Annotated in this window: 10 protein-coding genes and 4 pseudogenes; 11 read left to right on the top strand and 3 right to left on the bottom strand. The window is 64.8% G+C overall.

Annotated elements, in window-relative coordinates:
* Positions 1-31 precede the first annotated feature (31 nt).
* Positions 32-3,203: pseudogene (locus tag OMK73_RS21030) on the bottom strand (Rne/Rng family ribonuclease).
* A 767-nt stretch (positions 3,204-3,970) separates the two neighbouring features.
* Here OMK73_RS21030 and OMK73_RS21025 point away from each other — a divergent pair.
* From OMK73_RS21025 to OMK73_RS21010, 4 genes and pseudogenes are all read left to right on the top strand, one after another.
* Entirely contained in the window at positions 3,971-4,972 is a 1,002-nt protein-coding gene (locus OMK73_RS21025; RefSeq protein ID WP_267603791.1) for an RluA family pseudouridine synthase, read from the top strand.
* Positions 4,973-4,991: 19 nt separating this feature from the next.
* Complete coding sequence (locus OMK73_RS21020; protein WP_267603790.1) at positions 4,992-5,651, top strand: HAD-IA family hydrolase; 660 nt, start codon at positions 4,992-4,994, stop codon at positions 5,649-5,651.
* Positions 5,644-6,035: pseudogene (locus tag OMK73_RS21015) on the top strand (Rieske (2Fe-2S) protein). Before OMK73_RS21020 ends, OMK73_RS21015 begins: the two are co-directional and overlap by 8 nt.
* Positions 6,036-6,096: 61 nt before the next feature.
* Positions 6,097-7,266 carry a S49 family peptidase gene (locus tag OMK73_RS21010; RefSeq protein ID WP_267603789.1) on the top strand — a complete coding sequence of 390 codons (1,170 nt, stop codon included), beginning with the start codon at positions 6,097-6,099 and terminating at the stop codon, positions 7,264-7,266.
* A gap of 83 nt (positions 7,267-7,349) precedes the next feature.
* On the opposite strand, the pseudogene OMK73_RS21005 reads toward OMK73_RS21010, so the two are convergent.
* Positions 7,350-8,079 (bottom strand): annotated as a pseudogene (locus tag OMK73_RS21005) (SAM-dependent methyltransferase).
* A 52-nt stretch (positions 8,080-8,131) separates the two neighbouring features.
* Positions 8,132-8,731, bottom strand: coding sequence for a Maf-like protein (locus OMK73_RS21000; RefSeq protein WP_267606455.1), 600 nt, complete (start codon positions 8,729-8,731; stop codon positions 8,132-8,134).
* A gap of 270 nt (positions 8,732-9,001) precedes the next feature.
* Here OMK73_RS21000 and OMK73_RS20995 point away from each other — a divergent pair.
* The 7 genes and pseudogenes from OMK73_RS20995 to acpP all read left to right on the top strand — a co-directional run bounded on the left by OMK73_RS20995 (position 9,002) and on the right by acpP (position 14,517).
* Positions 9,002-9,597 (top strand): annotated as a pseudogene (locus tag OMK73_RS20995) (DUF177 domain-containing protein).
* 119 nt (positions 9,598-9,716) lie between these two features.
* Positions 9,717-9,896, top strand: a complete 180-nt coding sequence (gene rpmF / locus OMK73_RS20990) for a 50S ribosomal protein L32 (protein ID WP_006158597.1) — start codon at positions 9,717-9,719, stop codon at positions 9,894-9,896.
* Positions 9,897-10,219: 323 nt separating this feature from the next.
* Positions 10,220-11,296 carry a phosphate acyltransferase PlsX gene (plsX, locus tag OMK73_RS20985; RefSeq protein WP_267603788.1) on the top strand — a complete coding sequence of 359 codons (1,077 nt, stop codon included), beginning with the start codon at positions 10,220-10,222 and terminating at the stop codon, positions 11,294-11,296.
* Between the two features lie 59 nt (positions 11,297-11,355).
* Positions 11,356-12,336 (top strand): beta-ketoacyl-ACP synthase III, encoded by a 981-nt coding sequence (locus OMK73_RS20980; RefSeq protein WP_267603787.1) that lies wholly within the window; start codon positions 11,356-11,358, stop codon positions 12,334-12,336.
* A gap of 72 nt (positions 12,337-12,408) precedes the next feature.
* Entirely contained in the window at positions 12,409-13,344 is a 936-nt protein-coding gene (gene fabD, locus OMK73_RS20975) for an ACP S-malonyltransferase (protein WP_267603786.1), read from the top strand.
* A 15-nt stretch (positions 13,345-13,359) separates the two neighbouring features.
* A complete protein-coding gene (gene fabG / locus OMK73_RS20970; protein ID WP_267603785.1) occupies positions 13,360-14,109 on the top strand; it encodes a 3-oxoacyl-ACP reductase FabG in 750 nt (249 codons plus the stop codon).
* Positions 14,110-14,277: 168 nt separating this feature from the next.
* Complete coding sequence (gene acpP, locus OMK73_RS20965) at positions 14,278-14,517, top strand: acyl carrier protein (RefSeq protein ID WP_009522116.1); 240 nt, start codon at positions 14,278-14,280, stop codon at positions 14,515-14,517.
* Positions 14,518-14,689: the final 172 nt, after the last annotated feature.

Genomic DNA, 14,689 nt, shown 5'->3' with positions numbered 1-14,689 from the left:
TCCCTTTCCTTGCTACCCGAGAGGGTGCCGCTTACTTCTGCGGCGTCGTCTCTGCGGTATCGCCACCGGTCTCGACCAGGATCATCGGACCTTCAGGCAGCGGCGGCAGGGCTTGCGCTCCCGCACGACGCGCGGCGCCGGCGGGATGTTGGCAGCCGCTTCCTGCGCAGCGCGCAGCTTGCTGGTGTCGGTGTTGACCCACTCCAGGCCAGCCGAAGCCAGCATGGGTTGGAGGCTTTCGACTGCCACCGCGGCCACCGGGGCTGCGGCCGGCACGGGTGCCGGTGCGGCCGCGGGTGCTGCTGCCGGCACTTCAACGGCAGGCGCCACGGCAGCAGGGGCTTCCACGATAGCTTCCGCCACAACCGGGGCCGGTGCCGGCTGGTAGGCGGCCGGGCTTGCTGCGACCGTTTCAACCACCGGTTCAGCCACCGGCTCGGCAACTGTTTCAACGATCGGTGCAGCGACCGGCGCCGAGATGGGCGCGGCTTGCACGAACACCGGCTCTGCCGGCGGTGCCACGGGCTGTTGCGCCACGGCAGCCGCTTCGGCGGGCTGGTAGGCAGGAGCGCTCGGCGCGGCTTCGTCAACCGTCACGGCAGCGGCTTCGACCGCGGGCGCTTGGGCGACAACAGCCGGGGCGGCGGCCTGGGTGCTTTCGCGCACTTCCGCCGTGTACTCGCCTTCAGCGCTTTCCGCGCCTTCGGTTGCCTGGACGCTGTCATCGCGTTCGCGGCGATAGCGGTTGCGGCCACGGCGATTGCGGCGGCGGCGTTCTTCACCTTCACCGTTCTCGGTGCCTTCCGTGCCTTCCGTGCCTTCCGGCAGGTCGGTGCGTGCGTTGTCGGCGTCGTCGTGCAAGGCAACCGCTGCGGCTACGGCCGGTGCTGCTACGACAGCGGCTGCGGTCACGGCTACGGCTTCGGCAGCCAGGCCTTCGGCGGCTTCGCCTTCGCGCGGCGCGTCTCCTCGTTCACGCTGGCGGTCGCGCTGGCGCTCGCGGCGTTCCTGGTTGCGGTCGCGGCGGCCTTCGCCACGGCCTTCCGTACGCTCGGCCGGTGCACCCTCGGGCTGGCGGGCCGGCTGGACTTCCAGTGCGGCCTGGCGCGGGGCGCGGCTACTGCGCTCGCCGCGTTCACCGCGTGGCTCACCACGCTCGCCACGTTCACCGCGCGCTTCGACGCGCTCGCCACGCTCCGTGCGCTGTTCGCCACGGTCCGTGCGCTCGGTGCGCTCACCACGTTCCTGGGGGCGCGCTCGCCACGCTGGCCGCGGCCCTGGCGCTCGCCACGCTCGCCGCCGCGTTCACCGCGCTCGCCACCACGTTCGCCGCGCTGGGCACGGCCTTCGCCGCGTTCGCCACGCTGGCCGCGCTCGCGACGGTTCTCACCGCTGCGCTGTTCCGCGTCAACCGGCTTGGCCGGTTCGACGGCGGGTGCTGCGGGCTTGGCGCCGAACAGGCTCTTCAGCCAGCCGATAAAGCCACCGCCGACCACCGGCTGGGTAGCCGGCACCGGACGTGCGGCTGCTGCGGCTGCCTCCGGGCGCGGGGCGCGTTCGGCGCGCGGCACGGAGACGGGCGCCGGCTGTTCCGGGGTGATGCCCTTGACGGCAGCTTCCTGGCGCGGCTTGGCGTCTTCCTTCTTGCGGCTGCTGTAGCTGGTGTCGGCTTCCAGTTCCTTGGCGGCAGCCTCGACCATCTTGTAGCTGGCCATGCTGTCTTCCAGGCGCGGGTCGTCGTGACGCAGGCGCTCCAGCTTGTAGTGCGGGGTCTCCAGGTGCTTGTTGGGGATCAGCAGCACGTTGACCTTGAAGCGCATCTCGATCAGGTTGATGTCCTGGCGCTTCTCGTTGAGCAGGAACGCAGCCACTTCCACCGGTACCTGGCAGTGGATGGCGGCGGTGTTTTCCTTCATCCCTTCTTCCTGGATGATGCGCAGGACCTGCAGGGCGGAGGATTCGGTATCGCGGATATGGCCGGTGCCGTTGCAACGCGGGCAAGTGATGTGCGAGCCTTCCGACAGCGACGGGCGCAGGCGCTGGCGCGACAGCTCCATCAGGCCGAAGCGGCTGATCTTGCCCATCTGCACGCGGGCGCGGTCATGGCGCAGGGCATCCTTCAGGCGCGTTTCCACGTCCTTCTGGGCCTTGCTGGCTTCCATGTCGATGAAGTCGATCACGATCAGGCCGCCCAGGTCGCGCAGGCGCAACTGGCGGGCGATTTCGTCGGCGGCTTCGAGGTTGGTGCGCAGCGCGGTTTCCTCGATGTCGGCGCCCTTGGTGGCGCGGGCGGAGTTCACGTCCACCGACACCAGGGCTTCGGTATGGTCGATCACGATGGCGCCGCCCGAGGGCAGCATCACCATGCGCGAATAAGCCGACTCGATCTGGTGCTCGATCTGGAAGCGCGAGAAGAGGGGGACGTCGTCCCGGTACTTCTTCACGCGGTTCATGTTGTCGGGCATGACCACGCTCATGAAGGCGCGGGCCTGCTCGTAGATTTCGTCGGTGTCGATCAGGATCTCGCCGATATCCGGCTGGAAGTAGTCGCGGATGGCGCGAATCACCAGGCTGGACTCGAGATAGATCAGCAGCGGGGCTTTGTTGTCGCCGGCGGCGCCGTCGATGGCCTTCCACAGTTGCAGCAGGTAGTTCAGGTCCCACTGGAGCTCTTCGGCAGAGCGGCCGATGCCCGCGGTGCGGGCGATGATGCTCATGCCCTCGGGCACGGCCAGCTGGCCCATGGTCTCGCGCAGTTCCTGGCGGTCCTCGCCCTCGATGCGGCGCGATACGCCACCGCCGCGCGGGTTGTTGGGCATCAGCACCAGGTAACGGCCGGCCAGCGAGATAAAGGTGGTCAGCGCAGCGCCCTTGTTGCCGCGCTCTTCCTTTTCTACCTGGACGATCAGTTCCTGGCCTTCATGCAGTGCGTCCTGGATGCGCGCGTTGCGCACGTCCACGCCTTCCTTGAAAAAGGCGCGTGCTACTTCCTTGAAGGGCAGGAAGCCGTGGCGTTCTTCGCCGTAGTTGACGAAGCAGGCTTCCAGCGAGGGCTCGATCCGGGTGATGACACCCTTGTAGATGTTGCCCTTGCGCTGTTCGCGCCCGGCGGCTTCGATGTCGATGTCGATCAGCTTCTGACCATCGACGATGGCGACGCGCAGTTCTTCTTGCTGCGTCGCGTTGAAAAGCATGCGTTTCATCGCATTACCTCACTCAATGCCGCGGATTGCACCGGCATGCGGTGCCCGCGGCGTTCCGTGGAGCACGCGAGGGAGCGAGTGAGGGTGCGAGAATTGCCGAAAGCGCCGTCGCGCAAATGAGCGCGGCCGGCTGGGCACGGGTGAAAGAGAGGTAACGACGTCGAAAGCGCCGTCCGCATGGTCGGAGAGAACGCCAGTGTGCTGCTCTGCGCAGCGACCCAGCGGGTTTCCGGCTGGCATGGCGGCGGTGCGGGCGCGAAGGGGCGCCATCACACCGCGGCCGGCCGCGGAAGGGCTAGACGCGTCAAAGAGCAAGTTTGTCGTCACGGCAATGCTGCTTCGCTACCTGACATCTCCTGGCGGGCGCACCTACTGCTTCTTGGAGTTCTGCGACCGGGCGCCGGTATAACCAGTCAGGTGGCGTTGGAAGCATGCCGGCGGCACCGTTTCCCGGTGCGGGCGGGACTTCTCTCACCAGAGCGGATGCCGGGTGGGCATCCACTATCAAATTCTGTTCTACCTGAACACTCTATTCCCACGTGACCGCCATCAGCGCCGAAGTTGCCTTTGGGCGACTTCCTGCGCGGGCGATACCGTGCGTGCTGCGTTTTTTGCTGCCATTCACCAGCCCGGGGCTCGCGTGGTACGCAAAGAAGCGGGAGGCTGGCAGGGCTGGCGGCAACCCGAAGTGTAAAATACGACGAATCGCCTACACCTGACTTGCGCTACCGGTCTTTGGCCGGGACAGCGAGGAAATTATATTGAAAATGAATGAGTTACGCCATCAAATTGAAAAAGAGGCGCGGCCCGCCGCGGCCGGCCCCCAGGTGGCGTACGTAACGATTGGCGACGAAGCCGATGGCCAGCGCATCGACAACTTCCTCCTAAGGCTCTCGAAAGGGGTGCCCAAGAGCCATGTCTACCGCATCCTGAGGTCGGGTGAAGTGCGCGTAAACAAGGGGCGGGTCGATGCCACCTATCGGCTGCAGCTGGGCGACGTGGTGCGGATTCCGCCCATGCGTGTGGCGGCTCCGGCACCGGATGCCGGCAAGTTCGTGCCGCCGGCCAGCTTCCCGGTGGTCTTTGAGGATGAATACCTGCTGGTGATCAACAAGCCTGCCGGGGTCGCCGTGCATGGTGGCTCCGGGGTGGCGTTCGGCGTGATCGAGCAGTTGCGGCGCGCGCGTCCACAGGCCAAATTCCTGGAACTCGTCCACCGGCTCGACCGCGAAACCTCCGGCCTGCTGGTGCTGGCCAAGAAGCGCACGGCGCTGGTGAACCTGCACGAGCAGATGCGCGGCAGTGCACTCGACAAGCGTTACTTCGCCTGTGTGGCTGGTCATTTCGAGAACGCCCGGCAGCACGTGAAATTCCCGCTATATAAGTACACCACCCCGGAAGGCGAGCGCCGCGTGCGGGTGCAGGAAGACGGGATTGCCGCGCATACCGTGTTCAACCGGCTGGAGGTGATGCCGGGCTACACCTTGCTCGAGGCCGAGCTGAAGACCGGGCGGACCCACCAGATCCGGGTCCACCTGGCGCATGCGGGCTTCCCGATTCTCGGTGACGAGAAATACGGCGATTACGCCCTCAACAAGGCGCTGGCCCGCAGCGGCGCCAATCCCGGGCTCAAGCGCATGTTCCTGCATGCGCACAGCCTGACATTTACGCATCCGATAAGTGGTGAAATCACCACTGTCGTTGCACCCATGCCGCCGGAGTGCGAAGCGTTCCTGCAGCAAGCCCGTAACCAGCGCGCCGCTGACTAAGGCGCTAACGAGGATATAAATGGCCAGGCAACGCTTCGACCTGATCGTGTTCGACTGGGATGGAACCCTGATGGATTCCACCCCGACCATCGCCAAGTGCATCCAGCTGGCCAGCCGCGACCTTGGCCTGCCGGTGCCCGACGACAGTGCCGCCAGCCACGTGATCGGGCTGGGACTTAAGGACGCGCTATCGTACGCCGTACCGACGCTGGATCCCGCCGACTATCCCAAGCTGGCCGAGCGCTATCGCTTCCACTTCCTGACCCGCGACGCCGAGCTGGTGTTGTTCGACGGGGTGCGCGAGATGCTGGAAGCCTTGCACGCCGAGCACTATTTCCTTGGTGTGGCCACGGGCAAGACCCGCGTCGGCCTGCAGCGCGCCCTGGAGGCAACCGGCCTCGTGCGCCTGTTCGACGGTACGCGTTGCGCCGACGAGACCTTCTCCAAGCCTCACCCGGCCATGCTGCAAGAGCTGACTCGCGAGCTTGGGCAGGATATGGAGCGCACGGTGATGATCGGCGATACCACCCATGACCTGCAGATGGCGGCCAATGCCGGCGCGGCTGGGATCGGCGTAGGCTATGGCGCCCATCCCGCGGACGCCCTGCGCGCGATGGCGCCGCTGCATTGCGCGTCGTCCATCGCCGACCTGAAAGACTGGCTGCTGACGCATGCTTGACGCCATGGGCCAGGGGATGACGGGCGAGCGCCGCCTGTGCGCGGCCGAAGACCTGGCTGAAGGTGGCGCCGGGGTCCGCTTCGTGGTCGAGGTTGGTGGGCGCTCGTTGAGCGCGTTTGTCGTGCGCTTCGAGGGGGCGTCCATGGCTACCTGAACCAGTGCGCCCACGTGCCGATGGAGCTCGATTGGCAGGAGGGACAGTTTTTCGAGTCCTCGGGCCTATACTTGATGTGCGCGACACATGGCGCGGTTTATGCACCGGACAGTGGCTTGTGCGTGGGCGGCCCTTGTCGGGGCGCTTCATTGTCCAAGCTGCGCGTCGAAGAGCGCGACGGCGATGTGTACTGGTTGCCGGAAAGTCCATACGAAGCACCCGCGGGCTAGCGGGCAGCCGGCAGACGCGGCGCCCGGCCAGCCTATCTATTCATAATCAAGAGCCAATTGCATGACTGAACAGCAAAAACCGCCGCAGGACGAATCCGGCAAGGCGCAGGAACCGGCGGCTCCTGCCGGCGCCGGCGCGTCCGGGGCGGGGGATGACCGGCTGGAAACCGCCTCGCAGGCGGATTTCCCGCTGGAGCAAGAGCTGCGTGCCGGCGATGCTGCTTCGCAGAAGGAAGCCAGCCAGCGCAAGGCGCGCTTGGCCGGCCGCGACGTCGGCCCGGTCCCCACGGGGACTGGCTGGGAGCGGGATGTGCTGGAGAGGGTGCTGATGGCGACGCTGCGCGAGCAGCGCGCGGCACGCCGCTGGCGCATATTCTTCCGCTTTGCCGGGCTCGCCCTGCTAGCGCTGATTTTCCTTGCTGTTTTCGACTTCAAGGGCGACGGCACGATTGCCACGAGCGGTCGCCACACGGCGATGGTGTCGCTCGACGGCGAGATCGCTGCCGGGACGCCCGCCAGCGCCGAATCGATCAACGCGGCCCTGCAGGCTGCGTTTGCCGATACCAATGCCGCTGGCATCATCCTCAAGATCAACTCGCCGGGCGGCTCGCCGGTGCAGGCCGGCATGATCAATGACGAGATCCACCGCCTGCGCACGCTTTATCCTGCCAAGCCGTTCTATGTGGTGGTGGAGGAGATTTGCGCCTCGGGCGGCTATTACGTGGCCGCGGCGGCCGACAAGATCTATGTCGACAAGGCCAGTATCGTCGGCTCGATCGGCGTACTGATGGACGGCTTTGGCTTCACCGGCCTGATGGACAAGCTGGGTGTGGAGCGCCGGCTTTATACCTCCGGCGCCAACAAGGCCATGCTCGACCCGTTCTCGCCGCAGGTGCCCCGGCAGAAGCAATACGCCGAAACCATGCTCAAGCAGATCCACCAGCAGTTCATCGACGTGGTCAAGGAAGGCCGTGGCGATCGCCTGAAGGATGATCCGGATCTGTTCTCCGGCTTGTTCTGGTCCGGCGAGCGCAGCGTTGAGCTGGGCCTGGCCGACGGCCTGGGCAATGCGGACTACGTGGCGCGGGATCTCTTCAAGGCCGCGGATATTGTCGACTACACCGTCAAGGAGAATATCGCGGAGCGAGTGGCCAAGCGTTTCGGCGCGGCGATGGGCACGGCGGCGATGAAGACCATGTTGTTCGGCACGCGCGTGCAGGCCATGCACTAGGCAAGCAAGCCGGCGCGGGGCAAAAAAATGGGGCGGAAACGCCCCATTTTTTTGTTTGTTTTTTTCGTCTGCCGGCTGGCAGCTCAGACTGCCAGCAGTGAAAAGATGGCCGGGCGCTTGTTCAGCGCCAGCCGCTCCGGGCGCCAATCGGAGATGGGCAGCGTGACGATGGTCTCGCTTGGCAAGGTCAGGTCTACTGCGATCGACAGCAGGGTGGTGCCTGCGCAATGCTGGCGCATGGCCTCCAGCAACGGGCCATTGCGGTAAGGCGTCTCGATCCAGACCTGGGTCTGGCGTGCCTTGCGCGATAGCTGCTCCAGCTCGCGCAGGCGCTTGGCGCGCTCGCCGGCGTCCACCGGCAGGTAGCCGTTGAAGGCAAAGCTCTGGCCGTTGAGGCCCGACGCCATCACGGCCAGCAGGATCGAGCTCGGGCCCACCAGGGGCGCACGCGCACGCCCTTGGTGTGAGCCAGGCGCACCAGGTTGGCACCGGGATCGGCCACCGCCGGCACGCCGGCCTCCGACAGCAGGCCGCCGTCGCGCCCTTCGCGGATCGGCGCCAGCAGCGCGGCCAGTTCGCCTTCCCGCGTATTGACGTTGAGCTCGCGGATCTCGATCTGCTGGATCGGTTTGGCCAGGGGGAGGTTTCGCTGAGTTTCTTCAGGAAGGCGCGTGCCGTCTTGGCGTTCTCCGCCACCAGGTAGTCCAGGCTGGCAGTGATTTGCTGCACGCCCGCCGGAATGACATCCGCCAGCGGGTCGAACTCGTCGCGTTTGCCCAGGGTGTTGGGGATCAGGTACAGGGTGCCGCTCATGCTTGGGTTCTCATTTGTCTTGTGTGGCTTAGGCGCAGGGTGGGCGAAGCCCTCAGTCCTGGAAGAAGGGGTAGCCGGCCTGGCGCAGCATATTGGTCAGCGCGATCAGGGGCAGGCCCACCAGCGCGGTAGGATCGTCGGACTCCATATGCGAGAGCAGGGCGATGCCCAGTCCTTCGGATTTGGCGCTGCCCGCGACATCATAAGGGCGCTCGATGCGCAGGTAGGCATCCAGCTCCTGGTCGGGAAGGTCGCGGAAAGTCGCGCGCGTCTGGATATCCGCCAGCTGGGCCTCGCCGCTACGACTGTCAAGCAGGCACAGCGCTGAGTGAAAAGTGACGGTGCGCCCGCGCATCCACTGCAATTGCGCCAAGGCCTTCTCGTGGGAACCGGGCTTGCCAATCTGCTTGCCGTCCAGCGTGGCGACCTGGTCGGAGCCGATGACCAGGGTGCCAGGATGCCGCTCGGCAATGGCCAGTGCCTTGGCGTGGGAGAGCCGGAGTGCGGTGGCTTCGGGGCTTTCGCCGGGCTGCGGGGTTTCGTCGATGTCGGGAGTCGCCACCTCGAAAGGAATGCGCAGGCGCTCCAGCAATTCGCGGCGATAACGTGAGCTGGAACCCAGGATCAGGGTGGGGCGGGAAGTTTGCGACATAAGTAATTGAGCGAAAAGGGAAAGCGGCGAATGGGCGTCTTCCAAAATTTTGACCGCAGCAGCAGAATCGACGTATAATCTCGCGTTTAGCCAAGCAAGTCCGGCGCAATACCGTGTTTTTTTCGGTGTTGTGTAGCTTCCGGGTCACGTTTCGACGGCGCTGATACATGTACGCGCATGTATACGTAGAAAATGCGTAGAAAATGCGTAGAAAACACGTCGAAACCGCGATCCTCCGGGAGGCCTCCCGGCATGACGGCACGATAAGACATGACCCAGCCGATTGACCTGCGCGCGCTCGATCTCTTCGCGTTTTGCCGCGCTGGCGACGCCGCCACCGGCGAAGTTGCTGCACGCGATTTGCCGCGCATCATAGCCGAGACTGCGGCGCAAGCGCCAGCATCGGCACCGGACGAGGTGTTCAGCTACGCGCTCTCCGGCTTTGTCGAGGAAGAGGCGGGCGAGCCCGGCAAGCCCGCGGTGGAGCGCCTGTTCATCGACCTCGCGGTGAATGGCCGGGTCTGGCTCGATTGCCAGCGCTGCCTGCGGGTCTACGAGCAGCCGATCGCCACGGACATGTGTTTCGAGGTAGTCGCCAGCGAGGCGGATGCCGATGCGGCGCCCATGGACGACGATGAACTCGATGTGATCGTCGGCTCCAAGCGTTTCGACCTGCTGACGCTGATTGAAGATGAAGTGCTGCTGGCTTTGCCGGTGGCGCCCAAGCATGACGTTTGCCCCACGGTGCACGAAAGTCTCGTGACCGGGGTGGACGGACAGGCGGAACCTGAACCAGAGGTTCTGCCGGAAGAAGAAAACGGCCTTCGCCCTTTGCGGCGCTGGCCGGCCTGAAGACGAAGCACTGAAGCCGGTTCGCCGGCATCTGGCAGCGTTTGAAGGCACCAGGATCAGCATCCGGCCGGGCCCGGCTACGCCTCGTGCGGGATGCGTGTGTTACCATTGAAAAATTCTCGAAGGAGTCATCATGGCAGTTCAACAGAACAAGAAGTCGCCCTCCAAGCGCGGCATGCATCGCTCGCACGACCACCTGACCACGGCAGCGCTGGCAGTGGAACCGACCACGGGCGAAACCCACCTGCGTCACCACGTGAGCCCGAACGGCTACTATCGTGGCCGCAAGGTCATCAAGACCAAGAACGACTGACAGATCGTTCGGCGTGACTTTGCGTCTCGTACGCGCACGTTGGTAGGTCAAAAACAAAAAAGCGGCAAAATCGTTGCCGCTTTTTTGTTGCGCGCTCGCAGCGCAAACCGTAGCGCAGGCTTCCATCAGGCCGATTTGCGCCGCCGGCTCAAGCGAAGTGCATGGCTACGCGCCATGCGCGGCGGCGAGGGCGGCGCCAGATCTTGCCGTGGAGCGCTCCGGGAGTGCCGTCGGGTTGCCACCGGCCGGTCAGGGACAAGCCTGCCCGGCTCGGGAGCCAGGATTTCAAGTCACGCCGACAAGCGCTTCTGCACCAGGAAACAATGACGATCAAACTAGCTATCGACTGCATGGGTGGCGATCACGGTGTCTCCGTGACGGTACCGGCGGCGATCAGTTTTCTCTCAAGCCATAGCGACGCCGAAGTGGTGCTGGTCGGCTTGCGGGACAGCATCGAGCCGCAGCTCAAGAAGCTGCACGCGCTCGACCATCCGCGCGTGCGCATTGTGACCGCGTCCGAAGTCATCACCATGGATGACCCCGTTGAGGTGGCACTGCGCAGGAAGAAGGATTCCTCGATGCGCGTGGCGGTGACCCAGGTGAAGGAAGGGCTGGCTGGCGCGTGCATCTCGGCTGGCAATACCGGGGCCCTGATGGCGGTGTCGCGCTATGTGCTCAAGACGCTCGAAGGCATCGAGCGGCCGGCAATCGCCACCACCATTCCCAACGAGCAGGGCTGGGGCACCACGGTGCTCGACCTCGGCGCCAATGCCGACTGCGAGCCCGAGCACCTGCTGCAGTTCGCGCGCATGGCCGAGGCCATGGTGGCGGTGGTGGACCACAAGGAGCGACCCAGCGTCGGCCTGCTGAACATCGGCGAGGAAGTGATCAAGGGCAACGACGTGGTGAAGCGCGCGGGTGAACTGCTGCGCGCATCGGAGCTCAACTTCTACGGCAACGTGGAGGGCAATGATATCTTCAAAGGCACTACCGATATCGTGGTTTGCGATGGCTTCGTCGGCAACGTCGCGCTAAAGAGCAGCGAAGGGCTGGCCAAGATGATCGCCAACATGATCAAGGAAGAATTCACGCGTTCGTGGTTCACCAAATTGCTGGCAGTGCTGGCCTTGCCGGTGCTCAAGCGGCTGTCCAGGCGCCTGGACCCGGCGCGCTACAACGGCGCGTCCCTGCTCGGGCTGCGTGGACTGGTCATCAAGAGCCACGGCTCCGCCGATGCCCACGCTTTTGAGTGGGCTATCAAACGCGGGTATGATGCGGCCAGGAATGGTGTGATCGAACGCACCATCCAGGCTTTCGCCAACAAGTCAGGTAACAGCACCCCGGCTACCGGCCCGCAGTCAGGCGCCCAGGATTCCAGTCCAAGCCCGCACGCCGCCTGAGGTCCTGATGTAGATGCTACGGGCAACGACCCGTGGCCACACGATCGATCCGACATTACATGACAAGCTACGCAAAAATCATCGGTACCGGGAGCTATTTGCCTCCGCGGCGTGTCACTAACCACGATCTCGCGGCGCAACTGGCTGAGAAGGGCATCGAGACCAGCGACGAATGGATCTTTTCGCGCAGTGGCATCTCTGCCCGCCATTGGGCAGAGCCGGATGTCACCAGCAGCGACCTCGCGGTCAAGGCAGCGGAGCGCGCGCTGGAGGCGGCCGGCATCGATCGCCAGAGCATCGACCTGATCATCGTCGCTACGTCCACGCCCGATTTCGTCTTCCCGAGCGCCGCCTGCCTGGTGCAGCAAAAGCTTGGCATCACCAACCACTGCGCGGCGTTCGACCTGCAGGCGGTGTGTTCCGGCTTTGTCTACGCGCTGGCCACGGCCGAGAAATTCATCCGCAGCGGCTCGCATCGCAACGCGCTGGTCATCGGCTCGGAAGTGTTCTCTCGCATCCTGGATTTCAACGACCGCACCACCTGCGTGCTGTTCGGCGACGGTGCCGGCGCGGTCGTGCTGTCGGCCTCGGAGGAGCCCGGCATCCTGTCGTCGGCGATGCACTCCGACGGCAGCCATGTGGATATCCTGTGCGTGCCGGGCAATGTCTCCGGCGGCAATATCACCGGCAACCCATTCCTGCACATGGACGGCCAGGCGGTGTTCAAGCTGGCGGTCACCGTGCTCGACAAGGTCGCGCGCGAAGCACTCGCCGGCGCGCAGTTCCCGGCGGACAAGGTCGACTGGCTGATCCCGCACCAGGCCAATATCCGCATCATGCAAAGCACGGCCAGGAAGCTTGGCCTGCCTGCGGAGCGCATGGTGGCTACGGTGCATGAGCACGGCAACACCTCGGCTGCCTCGATCCCGCTGGCGCTTGACGTGGCGGTGCGCGATGGCCGCATCGGCGCCGGGCATCACGTGCTGATGGAAGGCGTCGGCGGCGGCTTCACCTGGGGCGCGGTACTGCTACGCATGTAATATTCGGGCCGGCGCCGCGGTGTCATGCCGCTGCGCCGACCTGGCGCTATTCATCTTTACGATTCGATTGCGATGAAATTTTCCTTTGTATTCCCAGGGCAAGGCTCGCAGGCAGTCGGCATGCTCAATGCTTTTGCCGACAATGCGGTAGTCCGCGCCACGCTGGACGAGGCATCCGCCGCGCTCGGGCAGGACCTGGGCCGACTGATCACCGAAGGCCCGGCCGAGGACCTGAGCCTCACCACCAACACGCAACCGGTGATGCTGACCGCTGCGGTGGCCATCTACCGTGCCTGGCTCGACGCCGGCGGCCCGGCTCCGGCCGTGGTGGCGGGGCACAGCCTGGGTGAGTATTCCGCGCTGGTGGCGGCCGGGGTGATCCCCTTCGCTGACGCGGTGCCGTTGGTGCGCTTTCGCGCACAAGCCATGCAGGAAGCCGTGCCGGTGGGCGAGGGCGGCATGGCGGCCATCCTGGGCCTGTCCGACGATGACGTGCGCGCCGCTTGCGCTGAAGCGTCCGCGACCGGTGCCGGCGTGGTGGAAGCCGTGAACTTCAACGCCCCGTCGCAGGTGGTGATCGCCGGCAACAAGGCTGCCGTGGAGAAGGCCTGCGAACTGGCCAAGGCACGTGGCGCCAAGCGCGCGCTGCCGCTGCCGGTGTCGGCGCCGTTCCACTCATCGCTGCTCAAGCCCGCATCGGACCGCCTGCGTGAGCGCATGGCCGGCATGGCGTTTGCCGCACCGTCGATTCCGCTGGTGAACAACGTCGATGTCGCCATCGTCAACGACCCGCAAGCCATCAAGGACGCACTGGTCCGCCAGGCCGCAGCCCCGGTGCGCTGGGTCGAATGCGTGCAGAAGATCGCTGCGCAAGGCGTGACCCATGTGATCGAGTGCGGCCCCGGCAAGGTGCTGGCCGGCATGACCAAGCGTATCGACGGCAACCTGGTGGGCGGGGCGATCTTCGATCCGGCCTCCCTGCAGGAAACGCTGGCGCTGCTGAAGTAAATAAGGACCAACGCAATGACAAAATTTCTGGAAGACCAGGTCGCGCTGGTGACCGGCGCATCGCGCGGCATTGGCCGCGCCATCGCACTGGAACTGGCCGCCCAGGGCGCCACTGTGGTAGGTACCGCCACCAGCGAGGCGGGCGCCGCTGCGATCAGCGAGTACCTGGCGGCAGCCGGCGGCAAGGGTCGCGGCGCCGTGCTCAACGTCAATGATGGGGCGGCTTCCGAAGCGCTGATCGACGAGCTGGTCAAGACGCATGGCAGCCTCGGCGTGCTGGTGAACAACGCCGGCATCACCCAGGACCAGCTCGCCATGCGCATGAAGGATGAGGACTGGAGCGCGGTGATCGAGACCAACATGACGGCGGTGTTCCGCCTGTCGCGTGCCGTGCTGCGCCCGATGATGAAGGCCCGCGGTGGCCGTATCATCAACATCACTTCAGTGGTCGGCTCGACCGGCAACCCGGGCCAGATGAATTACGCGGCGGCCAAGGCCGGCGTGGAAGGCATGAGCCGCGCGCTGGCGCGTGAGATCGGCAGCCGCAACGTCACCGTCAATTGCGTGGCGCCGGGCTTTATCGATACCGACATGACCAAAGTCCTGTCGGAAGAGCAGCATGCGGCACTGAAGACGCAGATCCCGTTGGGCCGGCTCGGCCAGCCGGAAGACATCGCGCATGCGGTGGCCTTCCTGGCAGGTCCGCAGGCGGCCTACATTACTGGTACAACGCTCCATGTGAATGGTGGCATGTACATGAATTGATCACCTTGCGCAGCGTCGGGTTCGAGGAGAAGCCGGCAGAAGCTGTGTGAAGTGGTTATTTTTAAAACTGATCGGGCGCTGTTCTTGCAAGAGAAGGCAGGGGGCATTTTTATGGCCCAAACCTGCTAAAATGCGCCCACTTTTTGTCGAACTTCCCTGGAGGGTTACATGGACAATATCGAACAACGCGTCAAGAAAATCGTGGCAGAGCAACTCGGCGTGGCCGAGGCAGACATCAAGACCGAATCCTCGTTCGTGAACGATCTGGGCGCTGACTCGCTCGACACGGTTGAACTGGTGATGGCGTTGGAAGATGAATTCGGCATGGAAATTCCTGATGAGGAAGCCGAGAAGATCACGACCGTGCAACAGGCAATCGATTACGCCACTGCACACGTCAAGGCCTAAGCCTGTCGTATCTGAATTCCGAGCCACAGAAGGCAGGCGCGTGGACCCATGGGTCCGCCGCGCTGTTTTCTGTGGCTTTCGTCTGTTCGAAGAAGCACAATTGGATGCGTTGCGCCGGCATCGGTGCAGCCAGTTGCTGGCCGTTGGCCGGCATCGATTCCCAATCCGGTTT

Origin of the sequence: Cupriavidus sp. D39, assembly GCF_026627925.1 — a bacterium.
In the GTDB taxonomy this organism is placed as follows: domain Bacteria; phylum Pseudomonadota; class Gammaproteobacteria; order Burkholderiales; family Burkholderiaceae; genus Cupriavidus; species Cupriavidus ulmosensis.
The sequence above is the reverse complement of the archived record's forward strand: the minus strand, read 5'-3'. Positions and strand labels throughout refer to the sequence as shown.

What these genes read in the sequence shown, in the direction of transcription:
- OMK73_RS21025 (WP_267603791.1), top strand. Translation starts at nt 3,971, where the DNA reads ATGAATGAGTTACGCCATCAAATTGAAAAAGAGGCGCGGCCCGCCGCG.
- OMK73_RS21020 (WP_267603790.1), top strand. Translation starts at nt 4,992, where the DNA reads ATGGCCAGGCAACGCTTCGACCTGATCGTGTTCGACTGGGATGGAACC.
- OMK73_RS21010 (WP_267603789.1), top strand. Translation starts at nt 6,097, where the DNA reads ATGACTGAACAGCAAAAACCGCCGCAGGACGAATCCGGCAAGGCGCAG.
- OMK73_RS21000 (WP_267606455.1), bottom strand. Translation starts at nt 8,731, where the DNA reads ATGTCGCAAACTTCCCGCCCCACCCTGATCCTGGGTTCCAGCTCACGT.
- rpmF (WP_006158597.1), top strand. Translation starts at nt 9,717, where the DNA reads ATGGCAGTTCAACAGAACAAGAAGTCGCCCTCCAAGCGCGGCATGCAT.
- plsX (WP_267603788.1), top strand. Translation starts at nt 10,220, where the DNA reads ATGACGATCAAACTAGCTATCGACTGCATGGGTGGCGATCACGGTGTC.
- OMK73_RS20980 (WP_267603787.1), top strand. Translation starts at nt 11,356, where the DNA reads ATGACAAGCTACGCAAAAATCATCGGTACCGGGAGCTATTTGCCTCCG.
- fabD (WP_267603786.1), top strand. Translation starts at nt 12,409, where the DNA reads ATGAAATTTTCCTTTGTATTCCCAGGGCAAGGCTCGCAGGCAGTCGGC.
- fabG (WP_267603785.1), top strand. Translation starts at nt 13,360, where the DNA reads ATGACAAAATTTCTGGAAGACCAGGTCGCGCTGGTGACCGGCGCATCG.
- acpP (WP_009522116.1), top strand. Translation starts at nt 14,278, where the DNA reads ATGGACAATATCGAACAACGCGTCAAGAAAATCGTGGCAGAGCAACTC.